The sequence below is a fragment of the Microbacterium sp. Root322 genome (assembly GCF_001425645.1).
Taxonomy (GTDB): Bacteria; Actinomycetota; Actinomycetes; order Actinomycetales; family Microbacteriaceae; genus Microbacterium; species Microbacterium maritypicum.
Genome location: NZ_LMCS01000002.1, coordinates 1,416,322 through 1,441,777 on the forward strand (window position 1 = coordinate 1,416,322; position 25,456 = coordinate 1,441,777).

21 protein-coding genes are annotated in these 25,456 nt (G+C 68.6%); 16 read left to right on the forward strand and 5 right to left on the reverse strand.

The window, feature by feature from the left end:
• The first annotated feature begins 44 nt into the window (after positions 1-44).
• The 7 genes from ASC55_RS11760 (at position 45) to ASC55_RS11790 (ending at position 6,017) form a co-directional block, all read left to right on the forward strand.
• Complete coding sequence (locus ASC55_RS11760; protein ID WP_055875632.1) at positions 45-635, forward strand: biotin transporter BioY; 591 nt, start codon at positions 45-47, stop codon at positions 633-635.
• Between the two features lie 167 nt (positions 636-802).
• Complete coding sequence (locus ASC55_RS11765) at positions 803-2,239, forward strand: dihydrolipoyl dehydrogenase family protein (RefSeq protein WP_055875635.1); 1,437 nt, start codon at positions 803-805, stop codon at positions 2,237-2,239.
• Between the two features lie 161 nt (positions 2,240-2,400).
• Positions 2,401-2,703, forward strand: coding sequence for a DUF427 domain-containing protein (locus tag ASC55_RS11770; RefSeq protein WP_055875637.1), 303 nt, complete (start codon positions 2,401-2,403; stop codon positions 2,701-2,703).
• A gap of 60 nt (positions 2,704-2,763) precedes the next feature.
• Entirely contained in the window at positions 2,764-3,636 is an 873-nt protein-coding gene (locus ASC55_RS11775; RefSeq protein ID WP_017830018.1) for an ABC transporter ATP-binding protein, read from the forward strand.
• Entirely contained in the window at positions 3,633-4,316 is a 684-nt protein-coding gene (locus ASC55_RS11780) for an ABC transporter permease (RefSeq protein WP_017830019.1), read from the forward strand. Before ASC55_RS11775 ends, ASC55_RS11780 begins: the two co-directional genes overlap by 4 nt.
• A complete protein-coding gene (locus tag ASC55_RS11785; protein ID WP_031205882.1) occupies positions 4,313-5,038 on the forward strand; it encodes an ABC transporter permease in 726 nt (241 codons plus the stop codon). The genes ASC55_RS11780 and ASC55_RS11785 overlap by 4 nt, the downstream gene beginning before the upstream one ends.
• Positions 5,039-5,102: 64 nt before the next feature.
• Complete coding sequence (locus tag ASC55_RS11790) at positions 5,103-6,017, forward strand: ABC transporter substrate-binding protein (RefSeq protein ID WP_055875640.1); 915 nt, start codon at positions 5,103-5,105, stop codon at positions 6,015-6,017.
• Positions 6,018-6,090: 73 nt separating this feature from the next.
• Here ASC55_RS11790 and ASC55_RS11795 read toward each other — a convergent pair whose 3' ends face one another.
• Positions 6,091-7,308 carry an AI-2E family transporter gene (locus ASC55_RS11795; protein ID WP_017830022.1) on the reverse strand — a complete coding sequence of 406 codons (1,218 nt, stop codon included), beginning with the start codon at positions 7,306-7,308 and terminating at the stop codon, positions 6,091-6,093.
• Positions 7,309-7,370: 62 nt separating this feature from the next.
• Here ASC55_RS11795 and ASC55_RS11800 point away from each other — a divergent pair, with 62 nt between their 5' ends.
• The 3 genes from ASC55_RS11800 to ASC55_RS11810 all read left to right on the forward strand — a co-directional run bounded on the left by ASC55_RS11800 (position 7,371) and on the right by ASC55_RS11810 (position 12,612).
• Entirely contained in the window at positions 7,371-7,670 is a 300-nt protein-coding gene (locus tag ASC55_RS11800; RefSeq protein ID WP_055871763.1) for a chorismate mutase, read from the forward strand.
• A 164-nt stretch (positions 7,671-7,834) separates the two neighbouring features.
• The gene (locus tag ASC55_RS11805) at positions 7,835-9,001 is read left to right on the forward strand and encodes an ROK family protein (protein WP_055875643.1); all 1,167 of its coding nucleotides are present in this window, start codon (positions 7,835-7,837) and stop codon (positions 8,999-9,001) included.
• Positions 9,002-9,273: 272 nt separating this feature from the next.
• Positions 9,274-12,612 (forward strand): family 20 glycosylhydrolase, encoded by a 3,339-nt coding sequence (locus ASC55_RS11810; protein WP_055875646.1) that lies wholly within the window; start codon positions 9,274-9,276, stop codon positions 12,610-12,612.
• A gap of 205 nt (positions 12,613-12,817) precedes the next feature.
• Here ASC55_RS11810 and ASC55_RS11815 read toward each other — a convergent pair whose 3' ends face one another.
• Positions 12,818-15,793, reverse strand: coding sequence for a glycoside hydrolase domain-containing protein (locus tag ASC55_RS11815; RefSeq protein WP_157559441.1), 2,976 nt, complete (start codon positions 15,791-15,793; stop codon positions 12,818-12,820).
• Positions 15,794-15,956: 163 nt separating this feature from the next.
• Between ASC55_RS11815 and ASC55_RS11820 the strand changes: the two genes are divergently transcribed.
• On the forward strand, positions 15,957-17,165 hold the full coding sequence (locus tag ASC55_RS11820; RefSeq protein ID WP_082524321.1) for an ROK family transcriptional regulator: 1,209 nt from the start codon (positions 15,957-15,959) through the stop codon (positions 17,163-17,165).
• A gap of 160 nt (positions 17,166-17,325) precedes the next feature.
• Here ASC55_RS11820 and ASC55_RS11825 read toward each other — a convergent pair whose 3' ends face one another.
• From ASC55_RS11825 to ASC55_RS11835, 3 genes are read right to left on the reverse strand one after another with little or no spacing between them, the layout of a single operon-like run.
• Complete coding sequence (locus tag ASC55_RS11825; RefSeq protein ID WP_017830027.1) at positions 17,326-18,252, reverse strand: carbohydrate ABC transporter permease; 927 nt, start codon at positions 18,250-18,252, stop codon at positions 17,326-17,328.
• Positions 18,253-18,254: 2 nt separating this feature from the next.
• Positions 18,255-19,226, reverse strand: coding sequence for a carbohydrate ABC transporter permease (locus tag ASC55_RS11830; protein WP_055871773.1), 972 nt, complete (start codon positions 19,224-19,226; stop codon positions 18,255-18,257).
• A gap of 31 nt (positions 19,227-19,257) precedes the next feature.
• Positions 19,258-20,502 (reverse strand): extracellular solute-binding protein, encoded by a 1,245-nt coding sequence (locus tag ASC55_RS11835; protein WP_055875656.1) that lies wholly within the window; start codon positions 20,500-20,502, stop codon positions 19,258-19,260.
• A 326-nt stretch (positions 20,503-20,828) separates the two neighbouring features.
• Here ASC55_RS11835 and ASC55_RS11840 point away from each other — a divergent pair, with 326 nt between their 5' ends.
• The 5 genes from ASC55_RS11840 to ASC55_RS11860 are packed head-to-tail and all read left to right on the forward strand — an operon-like array spanning position 20,829 to position 25,310.
• Complete coding sequence (locus tag ASC55_RS11840; protein WP_055875659.1) at positions 20,829-21,725, forward strand: SIS domain-containing protein; 897 nt, start codon at positions 20,829-20,831, stop codon at positions 21,723-21,725.
• Positions 21,726-21,749: 24 nt separating this feature from the next.
• Positions 21,750-22,742: an ROK family protein gene (locus ASC55_RS11845; RefSeq protein WP_082524322.1), complete on the forward strand. Its 993-nt coding sequence runs from the start codon at positions 21,750-21,752 to the stop codon at positions 22,740-22,742.
• On the forward strand, positions 22,739-23,683 hold the full coding sequence (locus ASC55_RS11850; protein WP_055875662.1) for a 1-phosphofructokinase family hexose kinase: 945 nt from the start codon (positions 22,739-22,741) through the stop codon (positions 23,681-23,683). The genes ASC55_RS11845 and ASC55_RS11850 overlap by 4 nt, the downstream gene beginning before the upstream one ends.
• Positions 23,680-24,534: a class II fructose-bisphosphate aldolase gene (locus ASC55_RS11855; RefSeq protein WP_055871788.1), complete on the forward strand. Its 855-nt coding sequence runs from the start codon at positions 23,680-23,682 to the stop codon at positions 24,532-24,534. Before ASC55_RS11850 ends, ASC55_RS11855 begins: the two co-directional genes overlap by 4 nt.
• On the forward strand, positions 24,534-25,310 hold the full coding sequence (locus tag ASC55_RS11860) for a DeoR/GlpR family DNA-binding transcription regulator (protein WP_055871791.1): 777 nt from the start codon (positions 24,534-24,536) through the stop codon (positions 25,308-25,310). Before ASC55_RS11855 ends, ASC55_RS11860 begins: the two co-directional genes overlap by 1 nt.
• Positions 25,311-25,456 lie beyond the last annotated feature (146 nt).

The window sequence follows — 25,456 nt, forward strand, 5'->3', positions numbered from 1 at the left end:
ATTCTAATGAACACCGTTCAGGTGAACGGTGTTCAGGAGGAAACATGACCACGTCCCGCACCACCGAAACCAGCGCCGCACTCGGCCGCATCGCGGTCTTCGCCGCACTGATCGTCGTGCTCGGCACCGTGATCGTGCCCCTGCCCAGCGGCGTGCCGATCACCGCGCAGACTCTGGGGGTCATGCTCGCCGGTCTCGTGCTGGGACCGCGCCTCGCACCGCTCGCCGTCGTGCTCGTGCTGGCGCTCGCCGCGGTGGGGCTTCCGGTGCTCGCGGGTGGCCGCGGAGGGCTCGGCGTGTTCGTCGGCCCCAGCGCCGGGTACCTCCTCGGCTGGATCGCCGGTGTCGTGGTGATCGGCCTCCTCATGCGCACCGGGCGCTTCACGTGGTGGCGTTCCGCTGGCGCCGCGCTCATCGGCGGAGTGTTCGTGGTCTACGCGTTCGGCATCCCCGTGCAGGCCCTCGTGACGGCGGTGCCGCTCGGGCCGACGGCGCTGTCGAGCCTGGCGTTCCTCCCGGGGGATCTGATCAAGGTGACAGCAGCGACGCTGGTCGTGGTCGCGCTCCGTCGCGCCTACCCTCGTGCTTTCGCCGACAACCGGCGGGTGCGGGAGGCCGCGGTGGCGGCGGTGTAGGTTCGGCCGGCGCTCTTTCCCCGTGCCCGACAGCACACGGAGAAGCCCCATCGCAAGCCGGCATCCTCGCCACCCGCGCCACGCCGCAGGGAACAACTCGCCCGTGACTCGGCGTTGCTCATGAGCGAGACTGGGCCACGTAACCGGCTCACGGAGAGGTGCGACGCATGAATGCTGCGGAGAAGACCGACGAGTATGACCTGATCGTCTTGGGCGGAGGGCCGGTGGGCGAGAACGTCGCCGATCGGGCCGTGCAGGGCGGACTCACCGCGATCATCGTGGAGAGCGAGCTCGTCGGAGGCGAGTGTTCCTACTGGGCGTGCATGCCGTCGAAGGCGCTGCTGCGTTCGGCGCAGGCGCTCAGGGCCGCGCAACACGTGGGCGGGTCTTCGCAGGCGGTGACCGGAAAGCTCGATGTGCGCGCGGTGTTCGACCGCCGGGACTCGTTCACCAGCAACTGGTCGGATGACGGCCAGGTGAAGTGGCTCGATTCGGCCGGCATCGACCTGGCCCGCGGCCACGGCCGCATCACGGGCGAGCGCGAGGTGACGGTGACGGATGCCGACGGCGCAGAGCGTGTGCTCAAAGCTCGGCACGCGGTGGCTATCAGCACCGGATCGGATGCCGTCATCCCGCCCATCGAAGGCCTGCGCGAGGCCACCCCGTGGACCAGCCGCGAGGCCACCAGCGCCGAAGAGCTGCCCGAGAGCCTGGCCATCATCGGCGGAGGCGTCGTGGCCGTCGAGATGGCGACCGCCTACGCCGCACTCGGCTCGAAGGTCACCGTGATCGCCCGCAGCGGCCTGCTCGGCGGGATGGAACCCTTCGCGGGCGAGCGCGTCGCCGCGGGGCTCAAGGAACTCGGCGTGGATGTGCGCACCGGTGTGGGAACGACATCCGTGCACCGCGACGCGGACGGCGTCACCATCACTCTCGACGGTGGCGAGGAGATCACTGCGACCGAGGTGCTCGCCGCGACCGGTCGCTCGCCGCGCAGCGGTGACATCGGCCTCGACGTCGTGGGGCTGGAACCCGGCCGCTGGATCGAGACGGATGACACGCTCCGCGTTCCCGGATCGGACTGGCTGTACGCGGTCGGCGACGTCAACGGGCGCGTGCTCCTCACCCATCAGGGCAAGTACCAGGCGCGCGCCGCGGGCGACGTGATCGTGGCCCGCGCCCAGGGGGAAGACGTCGACGATGCCCCGTGGGGCCGTCACGTCGCGACCGCCGACCAGGCCGCCGTGCCGCAGGTCACGTTCTCGATTCCCGAGGTCGGCTCCGTCGGTCTCACCGAGGCCCAGGCGGTCAAGGCCGGCATCGCGGTGAAGGCCGTCGACTACGACCTGGGCTGGGTTGCCGGCGCGAGCCTCTACGAAGACGGCTTCGAGGGCCAGGCACGGCTCGTGGTCGACACCGACCGCGACGTCGTGGTCGGTGCGACGTTCGTCGGTCCCGAGGTGGCGGAGCTCGTGCATGCGGCCACCGTGGCGATCGTCGGCGAGGTCCCGATTGCCCGCCTCTGGCACGCGGTGCCGTCGTACCCCACGATCAGCGAGATCTGGCTGCGGCTGCTCGAGGGATACGGCCGCGACTCCGCCTGATCCGTGGAGGGAGTCGATCCCGACATCGGGAGCAATCCGTTCGCGTGATCGTGCCGAACAGGAACGGGATTGTTTCTCATATTGACGGCCGCGACGCAACCCTCATCCCCGATGTCGCAGCCGTCTTATACGCTCGAACTCACATCCGAGGAGGCAGGACCATGAAGGCTGTACTCGCAGGAACCGTCATCGCCGAGGCCGACGAGAGCGATCTCGCCCGCATCGAAGGGAACTGGTACTTCCCGCCCGCGTCCATCACACCCGGGGCGCTCGTCGAGAGTCCCACGCCGTACACCTGTCCGTGGAAGGGCGCGGCGCAGTACTTCTCGGTGCAGACCGACGGAGACCTCTACACCGACTACGCCTGGTCGTACCCGAACCCCTACCCCTCTGCGTTCGATCGCGTGGGCAAGGACTTCTCCGGGTACGTCGCGTTCGATCCCCGCGTCGAGGTCGGCCCGTAGCCATCTGAAGAGCCAAGACTCGTCCCCTCGCACATCGATCGACCGACTGGAGACCAGCCCATGATCGAGTTCCGCAACGTCACCAAACGGTTCCCCGGTGGTGCCCTCGCCGTCGACGACTTCAGTCTCGTGCTGCCGTCGCGCAAGACCACCGTGTTCGTCGGTTCGTCCGGCTGCGGCAAGACCACCCTGCTCCGCATGATCAACCGCATGGTCGAGCCCACCTCCGGCGATGTCGAGATCGACGGCGAGAACGTGCTCCAGGGCGACCCCGTGGCTCTGCGCCGCCGCATCGGCTACGTCATGCAGAACTCCGGCCTCATGCCGCACTTCACGGTGATCGACAACGTGGCCACGGTGCTGCGGCTGACCGGCGTGAAGAAGACAGCTGCCCACAAGCGGGCGCGTGAGCTGCTCGACACGGTGGGCCTCGACCAGGCGCTCGCCGACCGCTACCCCAGCCAGCTCTCCGGTGGGCAGCAGCAGCGCGTCGGTGTCGCCCGCGGGCTCGCCGCCGACCCGAACATCCTGCTCATGGACGAGCCGTTCGGCGCGGTCGACCCCATCGTGCGGGCCGACCTGCAGCAGGAGACCCTGCGGCTGCAGCGCGAACTCGACAAGACCGTCGTGTTCGTCACGCACGACATCGACGAGGCGTTCCTGCTCGGCGACCAGGTCGTCATCCTCGACAAGGGCGCGCGCATCGTGCAGGTGGGCAGCCCGAGCGAGATCATCGAGAATCCGGCAGACGATTTCGTCGCAGCCTTCATCGGCGCCGATCGAGGTCGCCGAGCCCTGCACCTCAAGCAGACACCGCGCGGCACCGTGGTGGTCGACGCCGACGGCCGCACCCAGGGCTCGATCGTCGATGTGCCGGATGCCGTGACCGACGCTCTCCTGAGCGAGGAGAGCGTCACGAAGGGCGCTCCGTGAACTGGATCGTCGACAACCTCGGCCTCATCCTCGAGCTGACCGGGATCCACCTTCAGCAGAGTGCGATCGCGATCGTGCTCGGCTTCGTGCTGTCGGTGCCGCTGGGCTGGGTCGCCTGGCGCTATCAGCTGGTGAAGGGGCCGGTCATCGTCCTCACCGGGCTGCTCTACACGATCCCCTCGCTGGCGCTGTTGATTCTTCTCCCCTCCGTCGCCGGGTATCCGGCCCGCAGCCCGGTCAACCTCATCATCGGCCTCACCATCTACGCGGTCGCGATCCTCGTGCGCGCCGTGTCCGACGGCCTCGACTCGGTCGATCCCGCCATCCGGCAATCGGCCACCGCGATGGGCTACGGCGGCTTCCGCCGGTTCTGGACCGTCGACTTCCCGCTCGCAGGTCCCGTCGTGCTCGCCGGTCTCCGCGTCGCGGCCGTCAGTACGATCTCCCTCGCCACGGTCGGCATCCTCGTCGGTGTGACCAACCTCGGCTATCTGTTCACCAACGGACTGCAGCGGCGCATCCTCGCCGAGGTCTTCGCCGGAGTGATCGCCGTCGTCGTGATCGCTCTCGTGATCGACCTGCTGCTCCTTCTTCTCGGGCGGGCACTGATGCCGTGGACGCGCGCCGCGAAGACGCCGTCCGCCGCGCGACAGACCGCCACCCTGAGGGCCGCCGCATGAACGTGTTCACCGAGGCCTTCGCCTGGCTTTTCTCCCCCGACCGGTGGGAGGGGTCGTACTCGCTGCCCATCCTGTTCGGCCAGCACATGTACTACACGCTGATCTCGGTGCTGATCGCCGGGGTCATCGCGATTCCTCTGGGCTGGCTCATCGGTCACACCGGCAAGGGGCGCGAGATCGCGGTCGCCGTCTCCGGGGCAGCGCGCGCCATCCCGTCGTTCGGTCTCATGGTGCTGCTCGTACTGATCCTGGGCGTCCTGCGCATTCCCGAGGCCGCCGTCATCACGTTCGTGCTCCTCGCGATCCCCTCCCTCCTCGCCGGCGCCTACACCGGGCTCGAGGCCATCGACCGTCGAGTGCTCGACTCCGCGCGTTCGATGGGCATGACCGAGTGGCAGGTGTTCTGGAAGGTCGAGGTTCCCCTCGGACTGCCCCTGCTCGTCGGCGGCATCCGGGCGGCTCTCCTGCAGGTGATCGCCACGGTCACGATCGCGGCCTATGTGAATCTCGGCGGGCTCGGATGGCCGATCATCCAGGGCATCCCGCTGCGAAAGTTCGATCAGGTGCTCGGTGGGGCGATCCTCGTCGCCGTCCTCGCGCTCGCTGTCGACCTGATCTTCGCCCTCCTCCAGCACGCCGCCGTCCCCGCCGGGGTGCGCGCGCCGACCACCACACGCCGGTCGCGAGCCGCAGCCTCGTCTCCGTCGCCCGCCACAGCCTGACCTCCACAGCCCCGACAGAGTTCCACAGCACCATCCCTGTTGTCCCAGAGAAGAGGAAGTCCTCATGTTCACAGCACGTAAATCACGACTCGCCCTTGCCGGTGGTGCCGCGCTCGCCGCGGTGCTCGTCCTCGGCGGCTGCGCGAACAGCAACCCGCTCGACGCCCCGAGCGAGGGCTCGAGCTCCGCCGACGACACGATCGTCATCGGCTCGCAGGCCTACTACTCCAACGAGATCATCGCCGAGATCTACGCGCAGGCTCTCGAGGGCGCGGGGTTCAAGGTCGACAAGCAGTTCAACATCGGACAGCGCGACGCCTACATGCCCGACGTCGAGTCCGGCGCGATCGACCTGTTCCCGGAGTACACCGGCAGCCTTCTCGAGTACCTCGACAAGAACGCGACCGCGACCAGCCCGGAAGACGTGTACACGGCGCTGAAGGAGGCGCTGCCCGAGGGGCTCACCGCTCTCGACTACGCGGAGGCTTCCGATCAGGACACGTACACGGTGCTGAAGAGCTTCGCCGAGGCGAACGATCTCACCTCGATCGGCGACCTCGCCAAGGTCACCACCCCGGTGACGATCGGTGCCTCACCGGAGTTCGAGGAGCGTCCGTACGGCCCCGCCAAGGCCAAGGAGGCCTACGGTGTCGACCTGACGTTCTCGGCCACGGGGCCGACCACCCTCGAATCGCTGCTCGCCGGCGAGATCCAGGTGGCCGACATCTACACCGCCGACCCGGCCTTCCAGACGGAGGAGATCGTTGCGCTGGAAGACCCGGAGAACCTGATCATCTCGTCGAACGTCGTGCCGATCGCCTCGAGCGACGTCGCTGACGAGATCGCCGATGTGATCAACGCCATCAGCAAGAAGCTCACCGCCGAGGAGCTCGTGGGTCTGAACGTGCAGAGCACGGTCGACCAGAAGTCGGCTGTGGACATCGCCAAGAAGTGGCTGGCCGACAACGACCTCATCTGAGTCGGACAGCCAGAAGCGCCCGGACCCTCACGGGGTCCGGGCGCTTCTGTGTGTGCGAGACGCGAGGAGACGCCTAGAGCCGGGCGTCCTGCTTCGGGACGAGCACCTGCTTGATGATGATCAGGATCGAGGCGGTGACCGGCACGGCCACGAGAGCCCCGAGCAGGCCGAGCAGCGTGCCGCCGGCGAGGGCACCGATCACGACGAGTGACCCCGGGACCGAGACGGCGCGGTTCATGACGCGCGGCGTGATCACGTAGGCCTCGATCTGCATGTAGACGAGGTAGATGGCCGCGAAGATCAGCGCCGCGATCGGGTTGGAGAACAGCGCGAGGCACGTGCCCAGGATCCAGAACAGCACCGAGCCCACCAGGGGGATCAGGGTGACGCAGAATGCGATCGCCGCCATCAGCGGCGGGAACGGCAGTCCGAGGAAGAAGTAGAGCAGGAAGGCGAGCGTCGCGTTGCAGAACGCGAGCACCACCATCCCCATCACGTAGCCGCCGACCGAGTCGGTGATCTGCTCGACGATGTCTCCGGCGCGAGCGCGGTCGCGGGCGGGAGCCAGGCGCAGCATCCCCTGCTTCATGGAAGGGAGAGAGGCGAGGAAGTACAGCGTGAGCACGAGCACCACGATGGCGCCCGAGATGCTGGTGGCGATCGAGGCGCCCACAGCCAGAGCGCCGCCGCCGATCGTGGCCAGGTTGCCGAAGTCGGTGAGGAACGACTGCACCTGGGAGACGAGCTCCTGGAACTGCTCGCCGAACTGCGCTTCGAGGGTCGCGTAGAGGTCGCTGCGGGTGAAGTCCCTGATCATGCCGGGAACGGACTGCACGAAGCTCACGATCTGGTCGATCACCACGGGAACGATCATCCACAGCACGAGGGCGAACACCACGAGGAGCGCGAGGATCGTGATGACCACCGAGATGACGCGCGAGAGGCCGCGACGTTCCAGGAACCGCACGGCGGGATCGAGGCCGAGCGCAGCGAACAGCGCGAGGGCGATGTAGATGAGCACGGTCGACAGGTTCGACAGCGCGAGGCCGATCACGATCGCCCCGAGTCCTCCCAGCGTCACCAGGAAGCCGAACACGAACGGGCGGTCGATGCGTGTCCAGAACGACCGGCTCGGGGTCATCGGCTCGATCACGACGGGGAGCGGAGCGTCTGTCGTGGCGGTCACGGGGGCCCGGCGAGCTGTGCGTCGGGCGGTCGCGGATGCGGCGGGAGCTGCGGCGGATGCGTCGTCGTCGTGGGGCGCGGATTCCGGCGACTCTTCGTTGCTCATGTGCTCACGATAGCGGTGCCACGGATCGAAACCAGGATGTCACGCGGCTCTAGAGTAGGGGCATGACCGCCGCCGAGGATCCGAAGGCCGAACTGCTCCGGCTTCGCGCCACCATCGACAACATCGACGCCGCACTGATCTTCATGCTGGCCGAGCGCTTTCGCGCCACCCAGCAGGTCGGGCATCTGAAGGCCGAGCACGAGATGCCGGCGTCCGACCCTGGTCGGGAAGAGCAGCAGGTCGCGCGGCTGCGCGCTCTCGCCGAAGAGGCGCATCTCGATCCGGAGTTCGCGGAGAAGTGGTTCAACTTCGTGGTGGCGGAGGTCATCCGTCATCACACCGAAGCGGCCGAGAGTCGATGAGGAGGAGGAGCCGGACGGGCGACGGTGTGTGCAGCACTCGCCCGTCCGGAGCTTTGTGAGGTCGGTTGACCAACTAAGTTCAATGAATAAACTTAGGGAGAGACTACGGATCGCGTCACGATCTGTCAACTGCTCGCGACGGACGAGCGTCGGAACGGAAACGCATGCTCAGCACGGATGATGGCTTCGACACCCAGGCGTCGGTCCGGCGCGCGAACCTTCGGCGGGCGCTGCAGCTGGTCTTCCGGAACCCGGGGACGCAGACGCGGGCCGGCATCGCGAGGGCGACCGGTCTGACGGCCGCCACCGCATCGTCTCTGGTGGCCGAACTCATCGAGAACCGACTGATCATCGAGGGGGAGCAGGCGGCGAGTACAGGCGGCAAGCGGGCGACCACGCTGAGCGTCGACGCGAGCCACCACCTGATCCTGGTGCTGGTGATCCAGCCTCGGCACGTCGACATCGCCCTCGTCGCCCTCGACGGCACCGAAGTCGACATCCGGCGGGTGAGCTACTCCGTCGAGAACCGCGATCTCGCCCTCGATGAGGCGGTGTCCGCGGTGGCCGAGGAATTCGGGGGACGACTCCTCGCCGCCGGTGTGCAGCTGCCGGGCACGACGGATGGGCGGTCGGTGCTCGAGAGCGTGCAGCTCAAGTGGGAGGACGTGCCTCTCGCCGAACGGTTCGAGCGTGTGCTGGGTGCGCCCGTGCTGCTGATCAACGACGTCGACGCCGAGGCCATCGCCGAAGCCGGCATGGAGGAGTCGCCGTCCGGCTATCGGCTCTTCATCCACCTCGGTGGCGGTGTCGGTGCGGCTGTCACGCTCGACGGCGAACTGGCGCCGGGGCCGCGTGATCGGGCGGGCGAGATCGGGCATGTGCAGGTCGTCTTCGGCGAGGCCGCGCGCGCCTGCCGATGCGGTCAGCGCGGATGCCTCGAGTCGGCCGCCGCGCTCGGGGCGATGCTCGGCGAGGAGTTCTCCGACGCCATGGATGCGCCGGAGATCCGTGAGCTCGCAGCCCAGGCCGATGAGGAGCATCTCGACGAGGGTGCTCGCGCGTTGGCACGGGCCGTCAAGCTCATCGGCGCGCTGCTAGACCCGATCGAGGTCGTCATCGGCGGACCGGCGACGCAACTCGGGCCCCGCTTCCTCGACCGTGTCCGTCGGGAGACCGAGTACCCCGCCCGCGGCACGGCGCAGGTGCCCGTCCGCTACGCCGATCCTCGCGTATCGCTCGCGGCCGGAGCCGCCCAGGCGGCCCTGACCGCGGCGCTCGGCGTGCGCTGGAACCCGGAGCAGCTGCGCGCCCCCTCCGCGTCGAGCCTCTGAGCGCCTCGCGCCTTCTCTCGCGGAAGGCGCGGCCGTGGAGTCCCTCAAGGTGAGGGAGAGACGGTCGTGACGGATTTCGCCGGCGTCCTTGTGCTCTCGCCGATCCACTGGATACTCTTTACCCATCCAATAATGAATGGATACTTAACAAATTAAGTATCCCGGCGTCAGCTTCACTGTGGAACGACGCCGTAGACGCGAGTCGCCTCGTCGCAAGCACGCTCCCGGAATGTGTCGAGACGGCCCCGCACCAGCTCGAACTGGAGATCAAGATGCGCAACGACGCACACCGTGACCGTCCCCGATCGCTCCTTCGCAGTCTCGCCGGCGCGCTCGCCGTGCTCGTGACGCTCGGCGGTCTCGCCTTCTCCGCCGCTCCGGCCAGCGCCGCAGACAGCCGCGACGTCGCCCGTGAGGGCACCGCCACGGCGCGATCCACGTACTCGCTGAGCGGCAGCTTCGCCGCGGCGCACGTGAACGACGGCGACGCAGCGACGCGCTGGGGATCGAGGTATACGCGCACGAACCCGAACGACACCTACGACACGGCCGGTGAATGGGTGCAGATCGCCCTGGCCGAGCCCACCTACATCCTCAAGGTCGTGCTCGACTGGGAGGCCGCCTACTCCACCGACTACGAGATCCAGGTGTCCCAGGACGCGGTGGAGTGGACGTCCCTGCGCCGGGTGACGACTCCCACCGGGCAGGCCGTCGGAGGCCGCCTCGTGCAGCAGAGCGATGTCGACACGTCCGACGCCTGGTCGTACGTGCGCATCCTGTCCCACAGCGTTGCGACGAAGTACGGCCTGTCGCTGTACTCGTTCCAGGTCTGGGACCAGCCCGTCAGCGTCCCTCCGGGGGAGGCCAGGGACCTTGCCCTCGACGGCACCACCACGGCGAAGTCCTCGTACAACACCACGACCTTCGCTCCCGCGAACGCCACGGACGGTGATTCGGCATCGCGCTGGGGCTCGCACTACACGCGCGGCACTCCCGCCTACGACAACAGGTCCGACTGGATCCAGGTCGAGCTCGCAGAAGCCTCTCGCGTGCACACGATCGTCCTGAACTGGGAAGCGGCCTATGGCAAGAAGTACCTGCTCCAGGTCTCCGGCGACGGTGCGGCGTGGACGACGATCCATGAAGGCGCTGCCACGAAGGCCGGTGTGCAGGAGATCGTCGTCGATACCGCGGACGCCTGGAAGTTCGTGCGCATGCAGGGTGTGGAGACGGCCGGAATCTACGGGTACTCGCTGTTCGACTTCGAGATCTGGGGAGCGGCCAAGCCTCCGGTGGAGGTGCCCGACCCGCAGGGCGGTGACATCGTCCCGAAGCCCGTGAGCCGGAACGACGCCGAAGGCGCCGCGTTCACCCTGGGAGCGGATGCGCGCGTGGTCGCGCCTGCATCCTTCTCCGGCATCGCCGAGCAGCTCGCGGCGACCCTCCGCAGCGGCACGGGCTACGCTCTCCCGGTCGTCGCGAACCCGCCGCGAGACGGTGACATCGTGCTCGTCGAGGGCGACCCGGCCACGGGCGGCGCGAAGGCGTACCAGAAGGAGCAGGGGTACCGACTGAACGCCGATGCCTCGAGCGTGACCATCACTGCGCAGGCCGCGGCCGGAGCGTGGAACGCTACGCGCACCCTGCTGCAGCTGCTGCCCTCCTGGGTGCTCGCCGGCGACCCCGACTTCGTCGTCGACTGGACGGTGCCGGCGACCGAGGTCGTCGATCATCCTCGGCTCGAGCAGCGCGGCCTGATGATCGATCCGGCACGCAACTTCATCACGGTCGACGCGGTGAAGGCCATCATCGACCAGGCCTCGCAGGCGAAGATGAACAGGCTGCACATGCACCTCACCGACGACCAGGGCTGGCGGCTCGAGATCGCCTCCTGGCCGAATCTCACCGCGCACGGCGCATCGTCGTCGATGAAGAACGGGCAGTCCGGCTTCTACACGCAGGCCGAGTTCCGCGACATCGTCGCCTATGCGGCCGCTCGCCAGGTCACGGTCGTCCCAGAGATCGACGTGCCGGGGCACGTCGACGCGGCACTGTCCTCCTACCCCGTGCTCGATTGCGCCGAGCGCAGCATCCCGATCCGCACCACCGGCGGCATCTCCACCAACTCGCTGTGCATCGGCAAGCCGATCGTCGAGACGTTCATGCGCGACGTGATCGGCGAGCTCGCCGCGATCACCCCCGGCGACTATCTCCACATCGGCGCCGACGAGGTGGAGGGTGTGAGCACAGAGCAGTACGCATCGTTCATCCGCATGGTCGAGCAGATCGCGGCCGAGAACGGGAAGAAGATCATCGGCTGGACCCCGATGCCGCAGGCCGGAGTCTCCAAGGACGCCGTGCATCAGTACTGGGCTGATCGCAAGAACCACCTCGCGACCAGCTGGTTCGAGGGACGCGACGTCATCCTCTCCCCCGTGAACAACGCCTACATGGACTACAAGTTCCCCGGATCGCCGCTCGGCTTCCGGGAGGCGATCTACAGCACCAAGTACCAGTACGACTGGGACCCCAGCCGTGTCGTCGACGCCACGACGAAGAAGAACCTCAACACCTCCTTCGGTCTCACCGAGGACGACGTGCAGGGTGTCGAAGCGGCAGCGTGGGGAGAGACCTTCCTCCGCGGAGGCGAGGATGTGGAGTACATGCTCTGGCCGCGCACGCTCGGCATCGCCGACAAGGGCTGGTCGACCAAGGCGGACACCACCTCGTTCGCCGACTTCTCCCAGCGCGCAGGGGCGCAGGGCGCACGGATGCTGGTGCAGGGGCAGAACTTCTGGAACGACCCCGAGCTGGCCTGGGTCAGCGAGCTCGTCGGCACGCGAGTCGCCGCGGGCTCCGAGGGCGAAGTCGCCGGCGTCGTCGCACAGATCGCCTCGCCCCGAGTGCCGAAGGGTCAGCTCAACGCGACGATCACCTGGCCGGACGGGCAGACGTCGGCAGGGGTGATCGACGGCAAGGATGCGGTCGGTGCGGATGCGGCCTCGCTCTTCACCGTGACCGGCAGCCACACCAGTGCTCCCTCCGCTGCGGCCGGCACCGGCTCGGTGCGGGTGACGGGGCCGGCGGGTCTGGACATCACGGCACCGTTCATCGTCGAGGCCGAGGTCGTCGCACCTCCCGTGATCGCGCTCTCCGCCTCCACCATCCAGGCCGGATCGACGGTCACGGTCGATGCCACCGGCCTGACCCCGGGGGAGCGGGTGTCCTTCGCGCTCCACTCGGATCCGGTCGACATGGGTGCGGCCGTCGCCCATGACGACGGTGCGGTCTCGCTCACCTGGAAGGTGCCGACGGGCACGCCGGCCGGGGCGCACGAGGTCGTGATGACCAGGGCCGACACGACCACGATCGCCGTGCCGCTGACCGTCACCGCCGCGGCCGTGCCGGGAGGCGATCCCGGCACGGGGGGAGGCGCCGGTGGAGGTGCGGCATCCGGTTCCGGTTCGGGTTCGGGCGCCGGATCGTCGGGCCCCGCCGGGCTCGCCGGAACCGGAGCGGACCCGGTCCTCATCACCAGTGGACTGCTGCTTGCGGCGCTGCTCCTCGCGGGTGGTGCGGTCGCGATCAGGCGACGACGTCTCGGGATCTGAGCGGGGCGCCTGGGATGATCGGGCTGCCGGCGAGCATCCCTCCACCGAGTACCAGTCACGCGCTGGCCGACGGCCTCTCGTCGCTGCCGATGATCTGTCGCGTGCCGGATCAGGCAGGTGAGGGCGGCCCTTCCTCCACGCAGACGGAAGCAGGGCCGCCGCGGCCTCCGGGGTGAGGCGGCGACGACCCTGCGCGAGAGTCCGGTCAGCGGTGGGAGGATCGCCTGCGTCGGACGGCGACGGCGCCGCCGGCGAGCAGCAGCAGGGCCAGCAGAAGGGCCGTCGTGATCATCGTCGGGTCGGCTCCGGTGCTGGCGAGGTCGCCCCCGCTCGACGAGGTGCCGGACCCGGACCCGGTCCCCCCGCCCGGTGAGCCGTTGCCGTCCCCGCCGCCGGGGTTCACGGCGGCGCGCACCGTCACCGCGAGGGACACGCTTCCCGGGGTTCCGGCCGCGTCACGGGAGGTGACCACCAGCTGGTGGTCACCGGCGTCGACCCGGGGAACCGTGAACGACAACCGGGCGGTGCCCTGATCGTCGGCGACGGCCGTGCCGAGAGCCACCGGGTCGGAGTGCAGCTCGAACGCCGCCGTCGAACCCGGCTCGAGCCCGATGGCGGTCGCGGTGACCTCGGTGCCGATGACGAGCGGACCCTCGGGCACCGAGACGGTGAACGAGACCTGACGGTCGGCGAGGAACGCGCGTGTCGCGGTGTCGAGCGCCGCCTGGAGCCGGTCGACCTCGGCGGGGATGTCGACGTCGCCCGGATCGATCACCCCGCCGTACGGGTCCTTCTTGAATCCGGGGTTCGCCATCTGCGCCATCGCGGCGTTCAGGGTCGTCGCGGCATCGGCGGAGCGGGCCGACAGCCACCGCACCTTCTCCGCGTCCCTGATCCCCTCGTTCATGTGCTCCCAGCGCACGGACGAGATGTCGTGCGGGTACACCTGTGCGGCGTCGCCGGACTCCCAGGTCTTGAAGTCGACCGTCGTGAACGGGTCCTCCACGAAGCTGTCGTAGGCCCAGCGGAGGTAGCCGTCGGACTGCGTCGCGGTGGTCTTCCACTGCCCCCAGACCGCCTCGGCGAGGTTGGAGCGCACGAACGTGTTCGGGTAGATGCCGACGCAGTAGTAGATGCTCGTGATGAGGCCGAGGTCGCGTCGGTGAGCTGCGACCTGCTCGAACTCCTCGTCTCCGATGAGCACGTGGTCGGACGACACCGAGATCTTGTCGATGCGGTCGAGTCGGTCGTCGTTAAGGCTGTTGTAGTTCATCGCCGCCCCGACCTTGAGGCCGGGTGCCGCGATGTCGATCAGGTCCACGGCCTTCAGGATGTCGTCGAGCGCGCGTTCGTCCATCGCCATGTAGGTGATGTCGAACCAGCCCTTCTCCTTGAGGTGCGGGCCGAACTTCGTCAGGAACGCCGTCCACATCTCCCGCCACACGGGCGTGCCGACCGACACCGACGCCGTGATCCGACGGTTCTGCGCGACATCGAAGTACTCGATCTTGCTCGCCCAGTTGACCATCGAGTACGCGTCGATCTGCCCGTCGATCCCGACCTCGTCCATCATGAACTCGACCCATCGGTCGAAGACGCTGAAGTCGAACGACCAGGTGCCGTCGGTGTTCTTGGTCCACTCGACCATCGAGTCGTACGGGTCGTAGGTCTGCGACGCCCACGGGTCCTTCACGACGGTCGCGGTGATCACGTCCTGTCCCGCGTCACGCAGCCGCTGGTAGTGGGGGAGCATCGCAGCGAAGTGGGCATCGCTCCAGAGCTCGCTCTTCGGGATGCCCTCGGCGCGGGCCACCGCATACGGGTTCTGCCATAGATCGATGAACTGGTCCCAGTCACCGGGGGCGGGAAGGCGGATGTCGAGCACCTCGAGCGAGAGGGTGAGCTCGATGCGGTCGCCCTGATCGCTGACCACGACGATCGTGCCGTCGTAGACGCCGGGGGTGGTGTCGGCCGGCACGTCGACGGTCATCCAGACGGGCTGCACGGAGCGGGGCGCCATCTCCACCGATGCGACCGGCTTGAGCACGTCCGGGATCGGCTCCTGCGGCTTTCCGAGCGAGGGGCGCCCGCGTCCGGCCATCACGGTGGAGATGAGCGTGGCGGTGATGCCGTCATCGAGGGTCGCTCCGTCGGAGCCGCTCAGATGCACGCTCTCGATCCGCACGCCGGTCTTGCGCTCGCCGGAGGTCCACAGCACGAACTGCGCGTTGACGCGGTCCCGCTGCCATGCGCTCCCCTGCCACGACTTCTCGGTCATCCCCACCACGTCGGGGTAGTACTTGCGGCGGTAGTCGTCGAAGGACTTGGTGGTGACGTAGTGGAAGTTGGTGTCGGCGACGGCTCCGGCGAGCTCGGTGCGCGCCTTCGTCACGGTGACCGTGCGCCGGGCGGTGAACCCACCGTCGCGCGTGGTCGCGGTGACGGTGGTCTCGCCGGCGGCGACGCCGGTGATCGTGCCGTCGGCGGCGATGGTGGCGATGCCCTCGTCTGCGGAGGACCACGCCACCGTCTTGTCGGTCGCGTCGGCGGGGGCGACGGTCGCGGTGACCTTCGCCGTGCTTCCCGCTTCGAGCGTCAACGGTGCCTGATCGGTCGTCACGCCGGTCGCGGGGACGACCTCCTTCGTCACACGGGCGAAGTCGATCTGCGCCCCCGCGCGGGAGGCCGCGGGGTTCTTCTGCCCCGTCACCCGCAGCACGACAGTGTGGGCTCCGGGGTCGAGGATGCCGGTCGAGAACAGCACCTGCTGGTACTGCCGCGTCGCGGAGTAGGCGTCGACGACGGTCTCGGGTCCGCCGTCGACGGAGACCGCGTACGTGCCGTGGGCAGGATCGGTGTTCCCGAGCAGCTCCGCCTGCACTCCGGTGAACCGGAACGTCATGCTGGGGGTGTCACCCGCCCGCACCCAGTGCTCGGTCCCCTCCATCCAGCGGGTGGCGTCGAGGCCGGACTCGGCCACCCACTTGGCCGGGAACTCGAATCCCTCGGTGGGGGAGGTGACGGCATCGTCCACGATCACGACGGTCGTTTCCGCGGCCAGTGCCGGAGCGGCGAGCGCCGGAGCGAGGGGGAGGGTGAGAGCCAGGGCGACGATGGCGGCCCCGCCTCTCAGGAATCGGTGTGCGCGGGTGCGCGGTGAGGGAGGTAGGGGTGCAGACACGTGTCTCGGTCCTGTCTTGTCGTCGTTGAAAGGCATGGGAGGGCGAGCGGGGGACTTTACTTAGTGAGTAAGCGAAGTGTGGCTAGCGTAGAGTTTGAACCTGCTGCCTGTCAAGGTTCCGTGGGGAACGCGGGCAGGCGGGGCGAAGGAGCGCGGAAGGTCGATGCTGACAGCAGAGGCACAACTGAGGACACGACTCGAGAGCTCGGTGTTCGGCCGCGGTGCGGACGCCCTCCTCGACGGCAAGGGCAAGATCCGCCGCGACCATCTGCGACGTGCCCTCGCGTTGATCGCCTCCGCTGACCCCGTCACCCGTGCGTCACTGGCTCGATCGACCGGCCTCACGACGGCGACCACCTCGTCGCTGGTGAACGAGCTCATCGCGTTGGGGCTCGTCGTCGAGGGCGAGCAGGCCGAGAGCACCGGAGGGAAGCCGGGAACGCGCGTCGAGGTGAATCGCGCCTTCTACGCGGTGTGCGTCGTCATCGTGCGGGCGCAGAGCGTCGAGACCGTGCTCCTCGACCTGAGCGGCGCGCGGGTGCTGACCAGGGAGTCGGTCCATCCGGCGGGCGTGACCCCGGCCGACGTCGTCGCCGTGACGGCTGAGGTCGTGCGCGAGTTCCGCGATCGCGTTCTGGCGGTGTGCCTGCAGTCCCCCGGCGTCACCGACGGCTCCGTGGTGCGGGAGAGCGTGCTCCTGGGGTGGAAGGACGTGCCGCTCGCCGACCTCCTCGCGGAGGAGATCGATGTGCCCGTCGTCATCCTCAACGACGCGGACGGTGAGGCGCTCACGGAGTCGGCGTTCGACGAGGTCGACGGCGTGCAGCGGCTCGTGCTCCGCATGGGCGAGGGCATCGGTGCGGCGGTCACGATCGACGGCCGCGTGCTGCCCGGAGCCACCAGCCGCGCGGGGGAGATCGGCCACGTGGCATTCGGCGGCAGGGGATCGCAGGTGCGCTGCCGCTGCGGCGGACTCGGATGCATCGAGGCCGTCGCCTCCCTCACCGCGGTGCTCGGCCCGGACTTCCACGACGAACTCGAGCCGGATGCGGTGCGAGCGCTCCTGCGGGCCGATGGCGCTGAGGAACGGATGCTGCTCGGGGCCGAGGCCGTGGCTGCTGCCCTGCGCATCCTGTCGGGCCTCACCGATCCGCACGAGATCGTGATCGCCGGTCGGGCTCCGCTGCTCGGAGATGCCTTCCTCGCGGCAGTGCGGGAGGGGTTCGCGACGAACCGGGCCAAGGGGACTGCGTCTCCGCCGATCCGTTTCGCCCACGACTCTGACCCGGCGCTGGGCCCGGGGCGACTCGTGCTCGGCAGAGTGCTCGGGGTCTCGATGCTGCGTCCGGCCGTATACCCGTCCGGCAGCTGAGGTCCGGGTCGGTCGGTCACCGAGTGCACCGGCGCCGTGCCCTGCACGGATGTCGGGAGAACGGACGGATGTCGGGTGACACGCCGCAGGTCGGTCCTGCAGACGCACATCCGCCCGACAGGTGTGCTGTCGGGCGGATGGCGAAGCGCGGCGAGGAGCGTTACTTCACGCTGCCGGCGGTGAGTCCGCCGACGAGTCGCTTCTCGATGAGCATGAACAGGATGACCACCGGCAGGATCGCGACGATCGAGACGCCGAACACGTACTGCCAGCTGGTCTCGTACTGACCGACGAACTTGGTCAGAGCGACCGACAGCGGCTGGTTCTTGTCGGTCGACAGGATCACGAGGGATGCCGCGAACTCGTTCCAGCAGGCGACGAACGTGAACACGATCGCGGTGACGATGCCCGGCCACACGAGCGGCAGGTTGATCTTGAACAGCACCGTGAAGCGCCCTGCCCCGTCGATCTGGGCGGCCTCGTCGACCTCCTTGGGGATGCCCGCGAAGAACGAGTGCATGATCCACACCGCGAACGACAGGTTGAACGCGGCGTTGATGAAGATCATCGCCACCCAGGTGTCACCGAGTCCGAGGACCGTGAACTGACGGAAGAGACCCGAGGTCAGCACCGCCGGCTGCAGCATCTGCGTGACGATCACGAGGAAGAGGAACACCATGCGGCCGGGGAACTTGAACCGTGCCGTGTAGTACGCCGCCGGCAGCGACACCAGCAGCACGAGCAGCGTCGCGAACACCGCGATCACGATCGTCGAGATCAGGTTGTACGGCAACGGCGTCTCGGGGGTGGACCACATCGTGATGTAGTTCTCCCAGTGCCACTCCGTCGGCAGGTACGTCGGGTCGACCGACCGGATCTGCGGCTTGGTCTTCACGGAGCCGAAGAACATGATCAGGTACGGCAGCACGAAGATCGCGAGCACCAGGAACCCGGCGGCGGTGCGCAGGATGACGCGGGGCAGCGTCACCTGGTCTTCGGTGTAGCGGCGCTTGCGGCCGGGGGTCGGCGGTGTGCGACGGCCGCGGCCACCGGCGGTGGTCACGAGGGCGGTCTCGGTCACGGTCATGATCAGACCTCCTTCATGGGCTTGACGATCTTCACGTAGGCCGCGACGATCAGGATGACGATGAGGAATGCGACGACCGAGAGGGCGCTCGCGACATCGACCTTCTTCTGCAGCTCGATGTACTTGAAGATCAGCGTCATGATCGTGTCGGCGCCGTAGCCGGGGATGGATCCGGTCATCACCTTCAGGATCGGCAGCGAGTTGAAGACGTTGATGATGTTGATGAGGACGGCCACGGCGAGAGCGCTGCGCAGCTGCGGCAGCACGATCGACCAGTAGGTGCGGGCGGGGCTGGCCCCGTCCATCTTCGCGGCCTCGATCGCATCGGCCGGTACTGACTGGAGACCGGCGAGGATCGTGTAGGTCGTGAAGGGGAGTGACACGAAGATCGCGATCACGATCGACCAGATGAAGGCCGTCGTCGGGTTCTTCGTCCACCCGTATCCGACCGCGTCATCCGAGAGCCCGATGTCGTAGAGGAACTTGTTGAAGACTCCGAAGTACGGCTCGAGGCTGTAGTAGAACACCATCGTGGTCATGACGACCGATGCCGCCCACGGCACGATGACGGCCATGCGGACGAGCTGGCGTCCGGGGAAGGCCTTGTTCAGGATCTGGGCGAGGCCGAGCGAGATGACGACCGTGAAGACCACGACCGACACGACCCAGAGGATCGTGCGGAAGAAGATCGGCCAGAACTCGGCGAACGTGAAGACCGTGACGAAGTTGTCGAAGCCGACCGATCCCTTGTCGAGGCCCGACAGCGAGATGTCGCGCGTCGAGTTGAAGAACATCACTCCGGCGGGGAAGAACACCACGCCGATGATGAGCAGCAGTGCGGGGGCGATCCAGGGCAGCGCCTGGAGGAGGTCCTTTCCGCCCGGCCTGCCCCGAAGAGCATCCGGGGTCTTCCGGGTGCGGGGGCGGCCGGTGGCCGCCCCCGCGAGGTTCGAGGACTCTGTCTTCTGGTTCATTCGGGTACCCGAACCTCTCCGTTCAGCGGGCTCAGCCCGCGTCGACCTGCGCCTGGATCTCGGTCAGCACGTCCTGAGCCGGCTTCGTCTGGATCTGACCGAACAGGGACTTGAACGCACCGTCTGCGGCGGACCACTGCGGGTTCGTCGACGGGTAGAACTGCGCGTCGGGCAGCACGTCGAGGAACGGCTTGAGAGCCTCCTCGCCGGAGAGCTGCTCAGCACCGGACTTGGTGACGGGCAGGAAGCCCTCGGCCTGCACCCACGGCACGTACACGTCTGCCGAGTAGTAGTAGTCGAAGAACTTGGTGATCGCTTCCTTCTTGTCGTCGTCGTTCTGGAATGCCATCAGCTGGTCCATGACGCCGAGCGTGAACGGCGAGCCGTCCTTGGTCGGGATCGGGACGATCGAGTAGTCCAGGTCGGGGTTGCCCTCTGCGATCTGGCCGACCGTCGGCGGGAGGCCGACCTGCATGCCGATCTTGCCCTGGATGAAGATGTCCATCAGCGGGGAGCGCTGCGTCGAACCCGGGTCGGCCTGGGTCGCACCCGCGTCGATCATCTTCTTGATCTGCTCGGCACCCGCCAGGTTCTCGGGGGTGTCGATCGTGATCTCGGATGCGTCGCCGAACGATCCGCCGCCGCCCCACAGCCACACGGCCGCTTCGGCCTGAGCCTCTTCGGATCCGAGCGGCATGCCGTAACCGGCGACGCCGCCGCCGAGCGCGGACACCTTGGTGGCGGCATCCAGCAGCGAGTCCCAGTCGGTCGGCGCCTCGACGCCGGCCTGGTCGAGCAGGGCGTTGTTGACGAACAGGGCGCGAGCCGACGCGATCAGCGGGAGAGCGTACGCGGTGCCCTCGATCTCGGCGTTCTTGATGAACGAGTCCTGGAAGTCGGAGAAGGTGTCTTCGGAGACGACGTCCTTCGTCGGGTAGAGCAGCTCATCGCCGACGAAGCCCGCGAAGGGTCCGCCGTTGTAGATGTCCGGAGCCTCGCCGGCCTGGATCTTGGTGGAGACGACCTTCTCGAGGTTGTCCCACGACTGCACCTCGAGCTTGACCTTGATGTCGGGGTTCGCCTTCTCGAAACCGTCGATCACCGTCTCCCAGTTGGCCTTGGTGCCGTCGGAGTAGCTGGGGACGAGGAGATCGAGCGTGGTCGCTCCATCGGCATCGCCGCTGTCGCCGGAAGAACCGCCGAACCCGCACGAAGCGAGCGAGAGCGTGGCGACGGCCGCGATGGCGGCGGCGCCGAACCGCAGTGACTTCTTCATGTGTATTGCATTCCTCACTGTGATGTCCGAACCCTCGGCGGCGGGGCCGCTTCGGGAGGGGGGTGTGGTGCACAGTCGCAAGCACATCACGCGACAGTGCGTGGTGATCGCGTCGCCGGGAGGGCTACCGCGATCGTTCAAGCCGGGGCTCGGGGCTCTCGACGTCGGCCGGGGTCGGCATCGAGGGTGGAACTCGTCTGATTATTTGTCAGGAGAACAAACAAATCAAGGTAAAGCTGGTGTTGCATCGATCTGACGCCATACTATGATCGAATCAAGCTTCAAACAATCACAAGTCTGCAACTTATCGCCAGAAAGGCACATCGATGACCGAATCGCTGCCCGGCGCACACATGCGCGAAGAGCTCAACTCACAGCCTCAGACGTGGGCCACGGCCGCAGATCTGAAGGCCGAGCAGGCGCTGTTGCCTGCCTCCGGCGCCCGGATCGCCGTCGTCGGCTGCGGCACCTCGTGGTTCATGGCGCAGTCGTACGCGGCCCTGCGCGAATCCGCCGGCCACGGTGAGACCGACGCGTACGCGGCGTCCGAGGCGTTCCTCGACCGCGGATACGACGCCGTCGTCGCCCTCACCCGTTCCGGCACGACCAGCGAGGTGCTCGAGCTCGTCGACCGCATCAAGGGGCGCATCCCCACCGTCGGCGTGATCGGCGACCCGGACTCGCCGCTCGTCTCACTCGTCGACGAGGCCGTGCTGCTGCCGTTCGCCGACGAGAAGTCGGTCGTGCAGACGCGATTCGCGACCACGGCGCTGGCCCTCTTCCGCGCTTCGCTCGGTGAAGACCTCACCGGAGCCATCGCCGATGCCGAGGCCGTGCTCGCCGAGGACGGCGACGACGCGCTGCGTGACGCCGAGCAGTACACGTTCCTGGGTCGCGGCTGGACGATCGGTCTCGCCCACGAGGCCGCGTTGAAGCTGCGGGAGTCGTCGCAGTCGTGGACCGAGGCGTACCCGTCGATGGACTACCGCCACGGCCCGATCGCGATCGCCGCACCGGGGCGCGTCACCTGGCAGTTCGGCCAGGCTCCCGAGGGGCTCGCGGCGCAGGTCGAGGCCACCGGTGCCCGGTTCGAGCAGCGGACGATCGACCCGCTCGCCGACCTCGTGCGCCTGCACCGCACCGCGCTCGACCGCGCTGTGGCGCGAGGCCTCGACCCCGATCAGCCCCGCAACCTCACGCGATCCGTCATCCTGGATGCATGACGCAACCCGCCGCCGGAGCTGACCATGACCCGAGCTGACGGGACGGCCGCCGTTCCCGACGTCGAGCGTGACGCCACCGGGGAGAAGCTCGCCGCCGTGCGCACCCTCGGTATCGGCGCGCCCGTGCTGGCCTTCGACGTCGGCGGCACCGACATCAAGTCGGCGCTGTTCGACGCCGACGGCACCGCTCTCGGGCTGCGCCGCACGCCGACGCCGATCGCCGAGGGCGACCGCACACAGGTGCTTCTCGAACGCCTCGAGGTGCTGGCGGAGGAACTCCGTGCCGCTCACCCCGAGGTCGTGCCGCAGGCGGTGGGTCTCGTCGTACCGGGAATCGTCGATGCGGATGCCGGACTGGGCGTCTTCGCGAGCAACCTCGGCTGGCATGACTCCCCGCTGCGCGACCTCGCAGCCGCTCGCCTCGGGCTGCCCGTGGCGTTCGACCACGACGTCCGCGCCGCGAGCTGGGCGGAACGTCGCCTGGGCGGCGCGCGGGATTACGCCGACTCGGTGGTGCTCGTGATCGGCACCGGGATCGCCGGCGCCTTGCTCGTCGGTGGCGTGCCCTACACCGCCGGGGGATACGCGGGCGAGATCGGGCACTCCCCGATCGCGGACGGGCCGATCTGCGCGTGCGGCGCCCGAGGCTGCCTGGAGGCCGTCGCCTCCGCCGGTGCCATCGCCCGGCGCTACCGCGAGGCGACCGGGATCGCTCCCGACGGCGCGAAGGACGTGATCGCCCGTGCGGCGGCCGGCGACCGGATCGCCGCGGATATCTGGAACTCGGCGCTCGACGCGCTCACGATGTCGCTGGCTCAGCTCACCGCCGTCGTGGCTCCGGAGGCCGTGGTCATCGGCGGCGGCCTGTCGCGCGCCGGAGGCGCACTCTTCGACGAGCTGCGCACCCGCTTGGCGGCAAGGCTCAGCTTCCACCGCATCCCCGCCCTCGTGCCCGCCGAGCTCTCCGGCAACGCGGGACTGCTCGGGGCGGCCCTCCGCGCGCGGGAGCTCACGTGATCCTCACCGTCACCCCCAATCCCGCACTCGACCTCACCTGGCGTGTCGAACGGCTCGTCGAAGGTGGAACGCACCGGGCGGATGCCGGGGCCGCACGCGCCGGCGGCAAGGGGCTCAACGTCGCGCGCGTGGCGCACGCCGAGGGCACTGAGGTGCTCGCGGTGACCACTCTGGGCGGTCGGGTCGGCGAGGAGTTCGCCGCAGAGCTCATCGCGAGCGGGGTGCCGCACGCTCTGGTCCCGGTGGCCGCCGAGACTCGTCGCAGCATCGCGGTGGTCGACGAGACCCTCGGAGACACCACGATCATCAACGAGCGGGGCGTGAACCCGACCGACGTCGAATGGGCTGCCGTGCTCGCCGAAGTCGTCGAGCGGCTCTCGGGCGCGCGTGTGCTGGTCGTGTCAGGCAGCGTGCCCCCCGGAGCGCCGGAATCGCTCATCCCCATGCTCATCGCGGTGGGCAAGGATGCCGGTGTGCCGGTGATCGTCGACACCTCCGGTCCCGCCCTGCTGCGTGCGGCGGATGCCGGCGCCACCGTGCTCAAGCCGAACGCCGCCGAGCTGGTCGAGGCCACGGGTGTGGCCGACCCGGTCGAGGGCGCCCGCTCGCTGATCGCCCGCGGCACCGAGCTCGTGCTGCTCTCCCTCGGAGCCGAGGGCATGCTCGCGGTCACGGCGACCGCTCTCGTGCATGCGCGTCTCGACGAACCGCTCGCCGGCAACCCCACGGGCGCGGGCGATGCCGGTGTCGCCGCCTGTGCCGTGCTGTACGCCGACGGGGTGCGCGACCCCGAGCAGATCCTCCGCCGGGCCACGGCGTGGTCCGCCGCCGCCGTGCTCACCCCGCTCGCCGGCGACATCTCCCCGCGCTGGCCCGAGATCGAGCAGCAGCTGCGCATCTCGCATCCCGACCCTGAATCGTTCCGGAAGGACCCTTCGTGACCCTCGTCTCCGCTCGTGACCTCGTCTCCGCCGCATCCGCTGCCGGCACCGGCATCGGCGCCTTCAACGTGATCCACCTCGAGACCGCGGAAGGGCTGGTGCGGGCGGCCGCTCTGGCGCAGCTGCCGGTCATCCTGCAGATCTCGCAGAACTGCGCCGACTACCACGGCGGGCTCGAGCCCATCGCCCTGGCCACGCTCGCGGTGGCGCGGCGCGCGCAGACACCCGTCGCGGTGCATCTCGACCACGCCGAGCGGCCCGAGCTGGTCGACGAGGCCATCGCGCTGGGCTTCGGTTCGGTCATGTTCGACGGGGGCGCACTGCCCTACGACGACAACGTGGCCCTGACGGCGGCGGTCGCCGCCCGTGCACACGAGGCCGGGGTCTACGTCGAGGGCGAGCTCGGAGAGGTGGGCGGCAAGGACGGGGCGCACGCTCCGGGCGTGCGCACCGACCCCGAAGAGGCACGCGCGTTCGTGGCCGCCACGGGAGTGGACGCCCTCGCGGTCGCGGTCGGCTCCTCGCACGCGATGACCGATCGCACGGCGTCGCTGGACCTCGACCTGATCGGGCGCCTGCACGAAGCGCTCCCGGTTCCGCTGGTGCTGCACGGATCGTCCGGCGTCGCGGATGCCGTGATCGCCGACGCCGTGCGCGCCGGGATGACGAAGATCAACGTCTCCACCCACCTGAACGGGTTCTTCACGCGGGCGGTGCGCGACAAGCTCGACGCCGACGAGCGTCTGGTCGACTCCCGCAAGTACCTCGCGCCCGCCCGGGAGGCACTCGCGGAAGAGGCCGCCCGCATGCTCCGACTCTTCGCACTGCAGCCCGCGGAACCGGTGTCCTGATGAAGCGGGCCGCCCGGCTGAACGCGATCCTCGACCTGCTGGCCGCGAAGGGCGAGGTCACGGTCGAAGAACTGGTCGATCGGTTCGAGGCGTCGTCCGCGACCACGCGGCGAGACCTCGACACGCTCGCCGAGCAGCGCCTGCTCACCCGCACCCACGGCGGTGCTGTGGCGCAGACCGTCGCCTATGAGCTGCCCATCCGCTACAAGAGCCACCTGCGCACGCACGAGAAGGAGAGCATCGCGCAGACCGCCGCCGGCCTCGTCGCACCCGGCATGGTGGTGGGGCTCTCCGGTGGCACGACCACCACGGCCATCGCGGCAGCCCTCGCCGCGCGCGACGATCTCGCAGCGAACGGCGGCATCACCGTCGTCACCAACGCCGTGAACATCGCCGCCCAGCTCGCCACGCGGCCCGAGATCAAGGTCGTCGTCACCGGCGGCGTCATCCACTCGCGTAGCTACGAACTCGTCGGTCCGTTCGTGGAGCAGCTGCTGCGCGGGGTGCGGCTCGACATCGCCTTCATCGGTGTGAACGGGATGGATGCCGCCGCCGGTGCGACCACGCAGGACGAGCGCGAGGCCGCGGTCAACCGCATGATGGCCGAGCGTGCCCGCCGCGCGGTCGTGGTGACCGACGCCAGCAAGCTCGGTGTCGAGGCGTTCACGGCCGTCGGCGGGGTCGACCTCTTCCCGACCGTGATCACCGACGCCGGAGCGGACGCCGAAGCGCTCGCGTCGCTGCGGGCGGCCGGATACGCGGTGCTGGTCGCCTGACGCCCCCGGACACCCCGAGGGCCTCGACGTCCCCACAACGTCGAGGCCCTCTGAGGGCGTCACGGCTGTGCGCCGCGATGCCCCCGAGTAGATGGTGTCCGTGTCGTGTTCGCGCTCCCCAGTGCGCATGATCCCCAGATCCGACA

Excerpts from the sequence above, each read along its gene's own strand:
- ASC55_RS11760 (WP_055875632.1), top strand. The coding sequence starts at position 45 with ATGACCACGTCCCGCACCACCGAAACCAGCGCCGCACTCGGCCGCATC.
- ASC55_RS11765 (WP_055875635.1), top strand. The coding sequence starts at position 803 with ATGAATGCTGCGGAGAAGACCGACGAGTATGACCTGATCGTCTTGGGC.
- ASC55_RS11770 (WP_055875637.1), top strand. The coding sequence starts at position 2,401 with ATGAAGGCTGTACTCGCAGGAACCGTCATCGCCGAGGCCGACGAGAGC.
- ASC55_RS11775 (WP_017830018.1), top strand. The coding sequence starts at position 2,764 with ATGATCGAGTTCCGCAACGTCACCAAACGGTTCCCCGGTGGTGCCCTC.
- ASC55_RS11785 (WP_031205882.1), top strand. The coding sequence starts at position 4,313 with ATGAACGTGTTCACCGAGGCCTTCGCCTGGCTTTTCTCCCCCGACCGG.
- ASC55_RS11790 (WP_055875640.1), top strand. The coding sequence starts at position 5,103 with ATGTTCACAGCACGTAAATCACGACTCGCCCTTGCCGGTGGTGCCGCG.
- ASC55_RS11795 (WP_017830022.1), bottom strand. The coding sequence starts at position 7,308 with ATGAGCAACGAAGAGTCGCCGGAATCCGCGCCCCACGACGACGACGCA.
- ASC55_RS11800 (WP_055871763.1), top strand. The coding sequence starts at position 7,371 with ATGACCGCCGCCGAGGATCCGAAGGCCGAACTGCTCCGGCTTCGCGCC.
- ASC55_RS11805 (WP_055875643.1), top strand. The coding sequence starts at position 7,835 with ATGCTCAGCACGGATGATGGCTTCGACACCCAGGCGTCGGTCCGGCGC.
- ASC55_RS11810 (WP_055875646.1), top strand. The coding sequence starts at position 9,274 with ATGCGCAACGACGCACACCGTGACCGTCCCCGATCGCTCCTTCGCAGT.
- ASC55_RS11820 (WP_082524321.1), top strand. The coding sequence starts at position 15,957 with ATGCTGACAGCAGAGGCACAACTGAGGACACGACTCGAGAGCTCGGTG.
- ASC55_RS11825 (WP_017830027.1), bottom strand. The coding sequence starts at position 18,252 with ATGACCGTGACCGAGACCGCCCTCGTGACCACCGCCGGTGGCCGCGGC.
- ASC55_RS11830 (WP_055871773.1), bottom strand. The coding sequence starts at position 19,226 with ATGAACCAGAAGACAGAGTCCTCGAACCTCGCGGGGGCGGCCACCGGC.
- ASC55_RS11835 (WP_055875656.1), bottom strand. The coding sequence starts at position 20,502 with ATGAAGAAGTCACTGCGGTTCGGCGCCGCCGCCATCGCGGCCGTCGCC.
- ASC55_RS11840 (WP_055875659.1), top strand. The coding sequence starts at position 20,829 with ATGACCGAATCGCTGCCCGGCGCACACATGCGCGAAGAGCTCAACTCA.
- ASC55_RS11845 (WP_082524322.1), top strand. The coding sequence starts at position 21,750 with ATGACCCGAGCTGACGGGACGGCCGCCGTTCCCGACGTCGAGCGTGAC.
- ASC55_RS11860 (WP_055871791.1), top strand. The coding sequence starts at position 24,534 with ATGAAGCGGGCCGCCCGGCTGAACGCGATCCTCGACCTGCTGGCCGCG.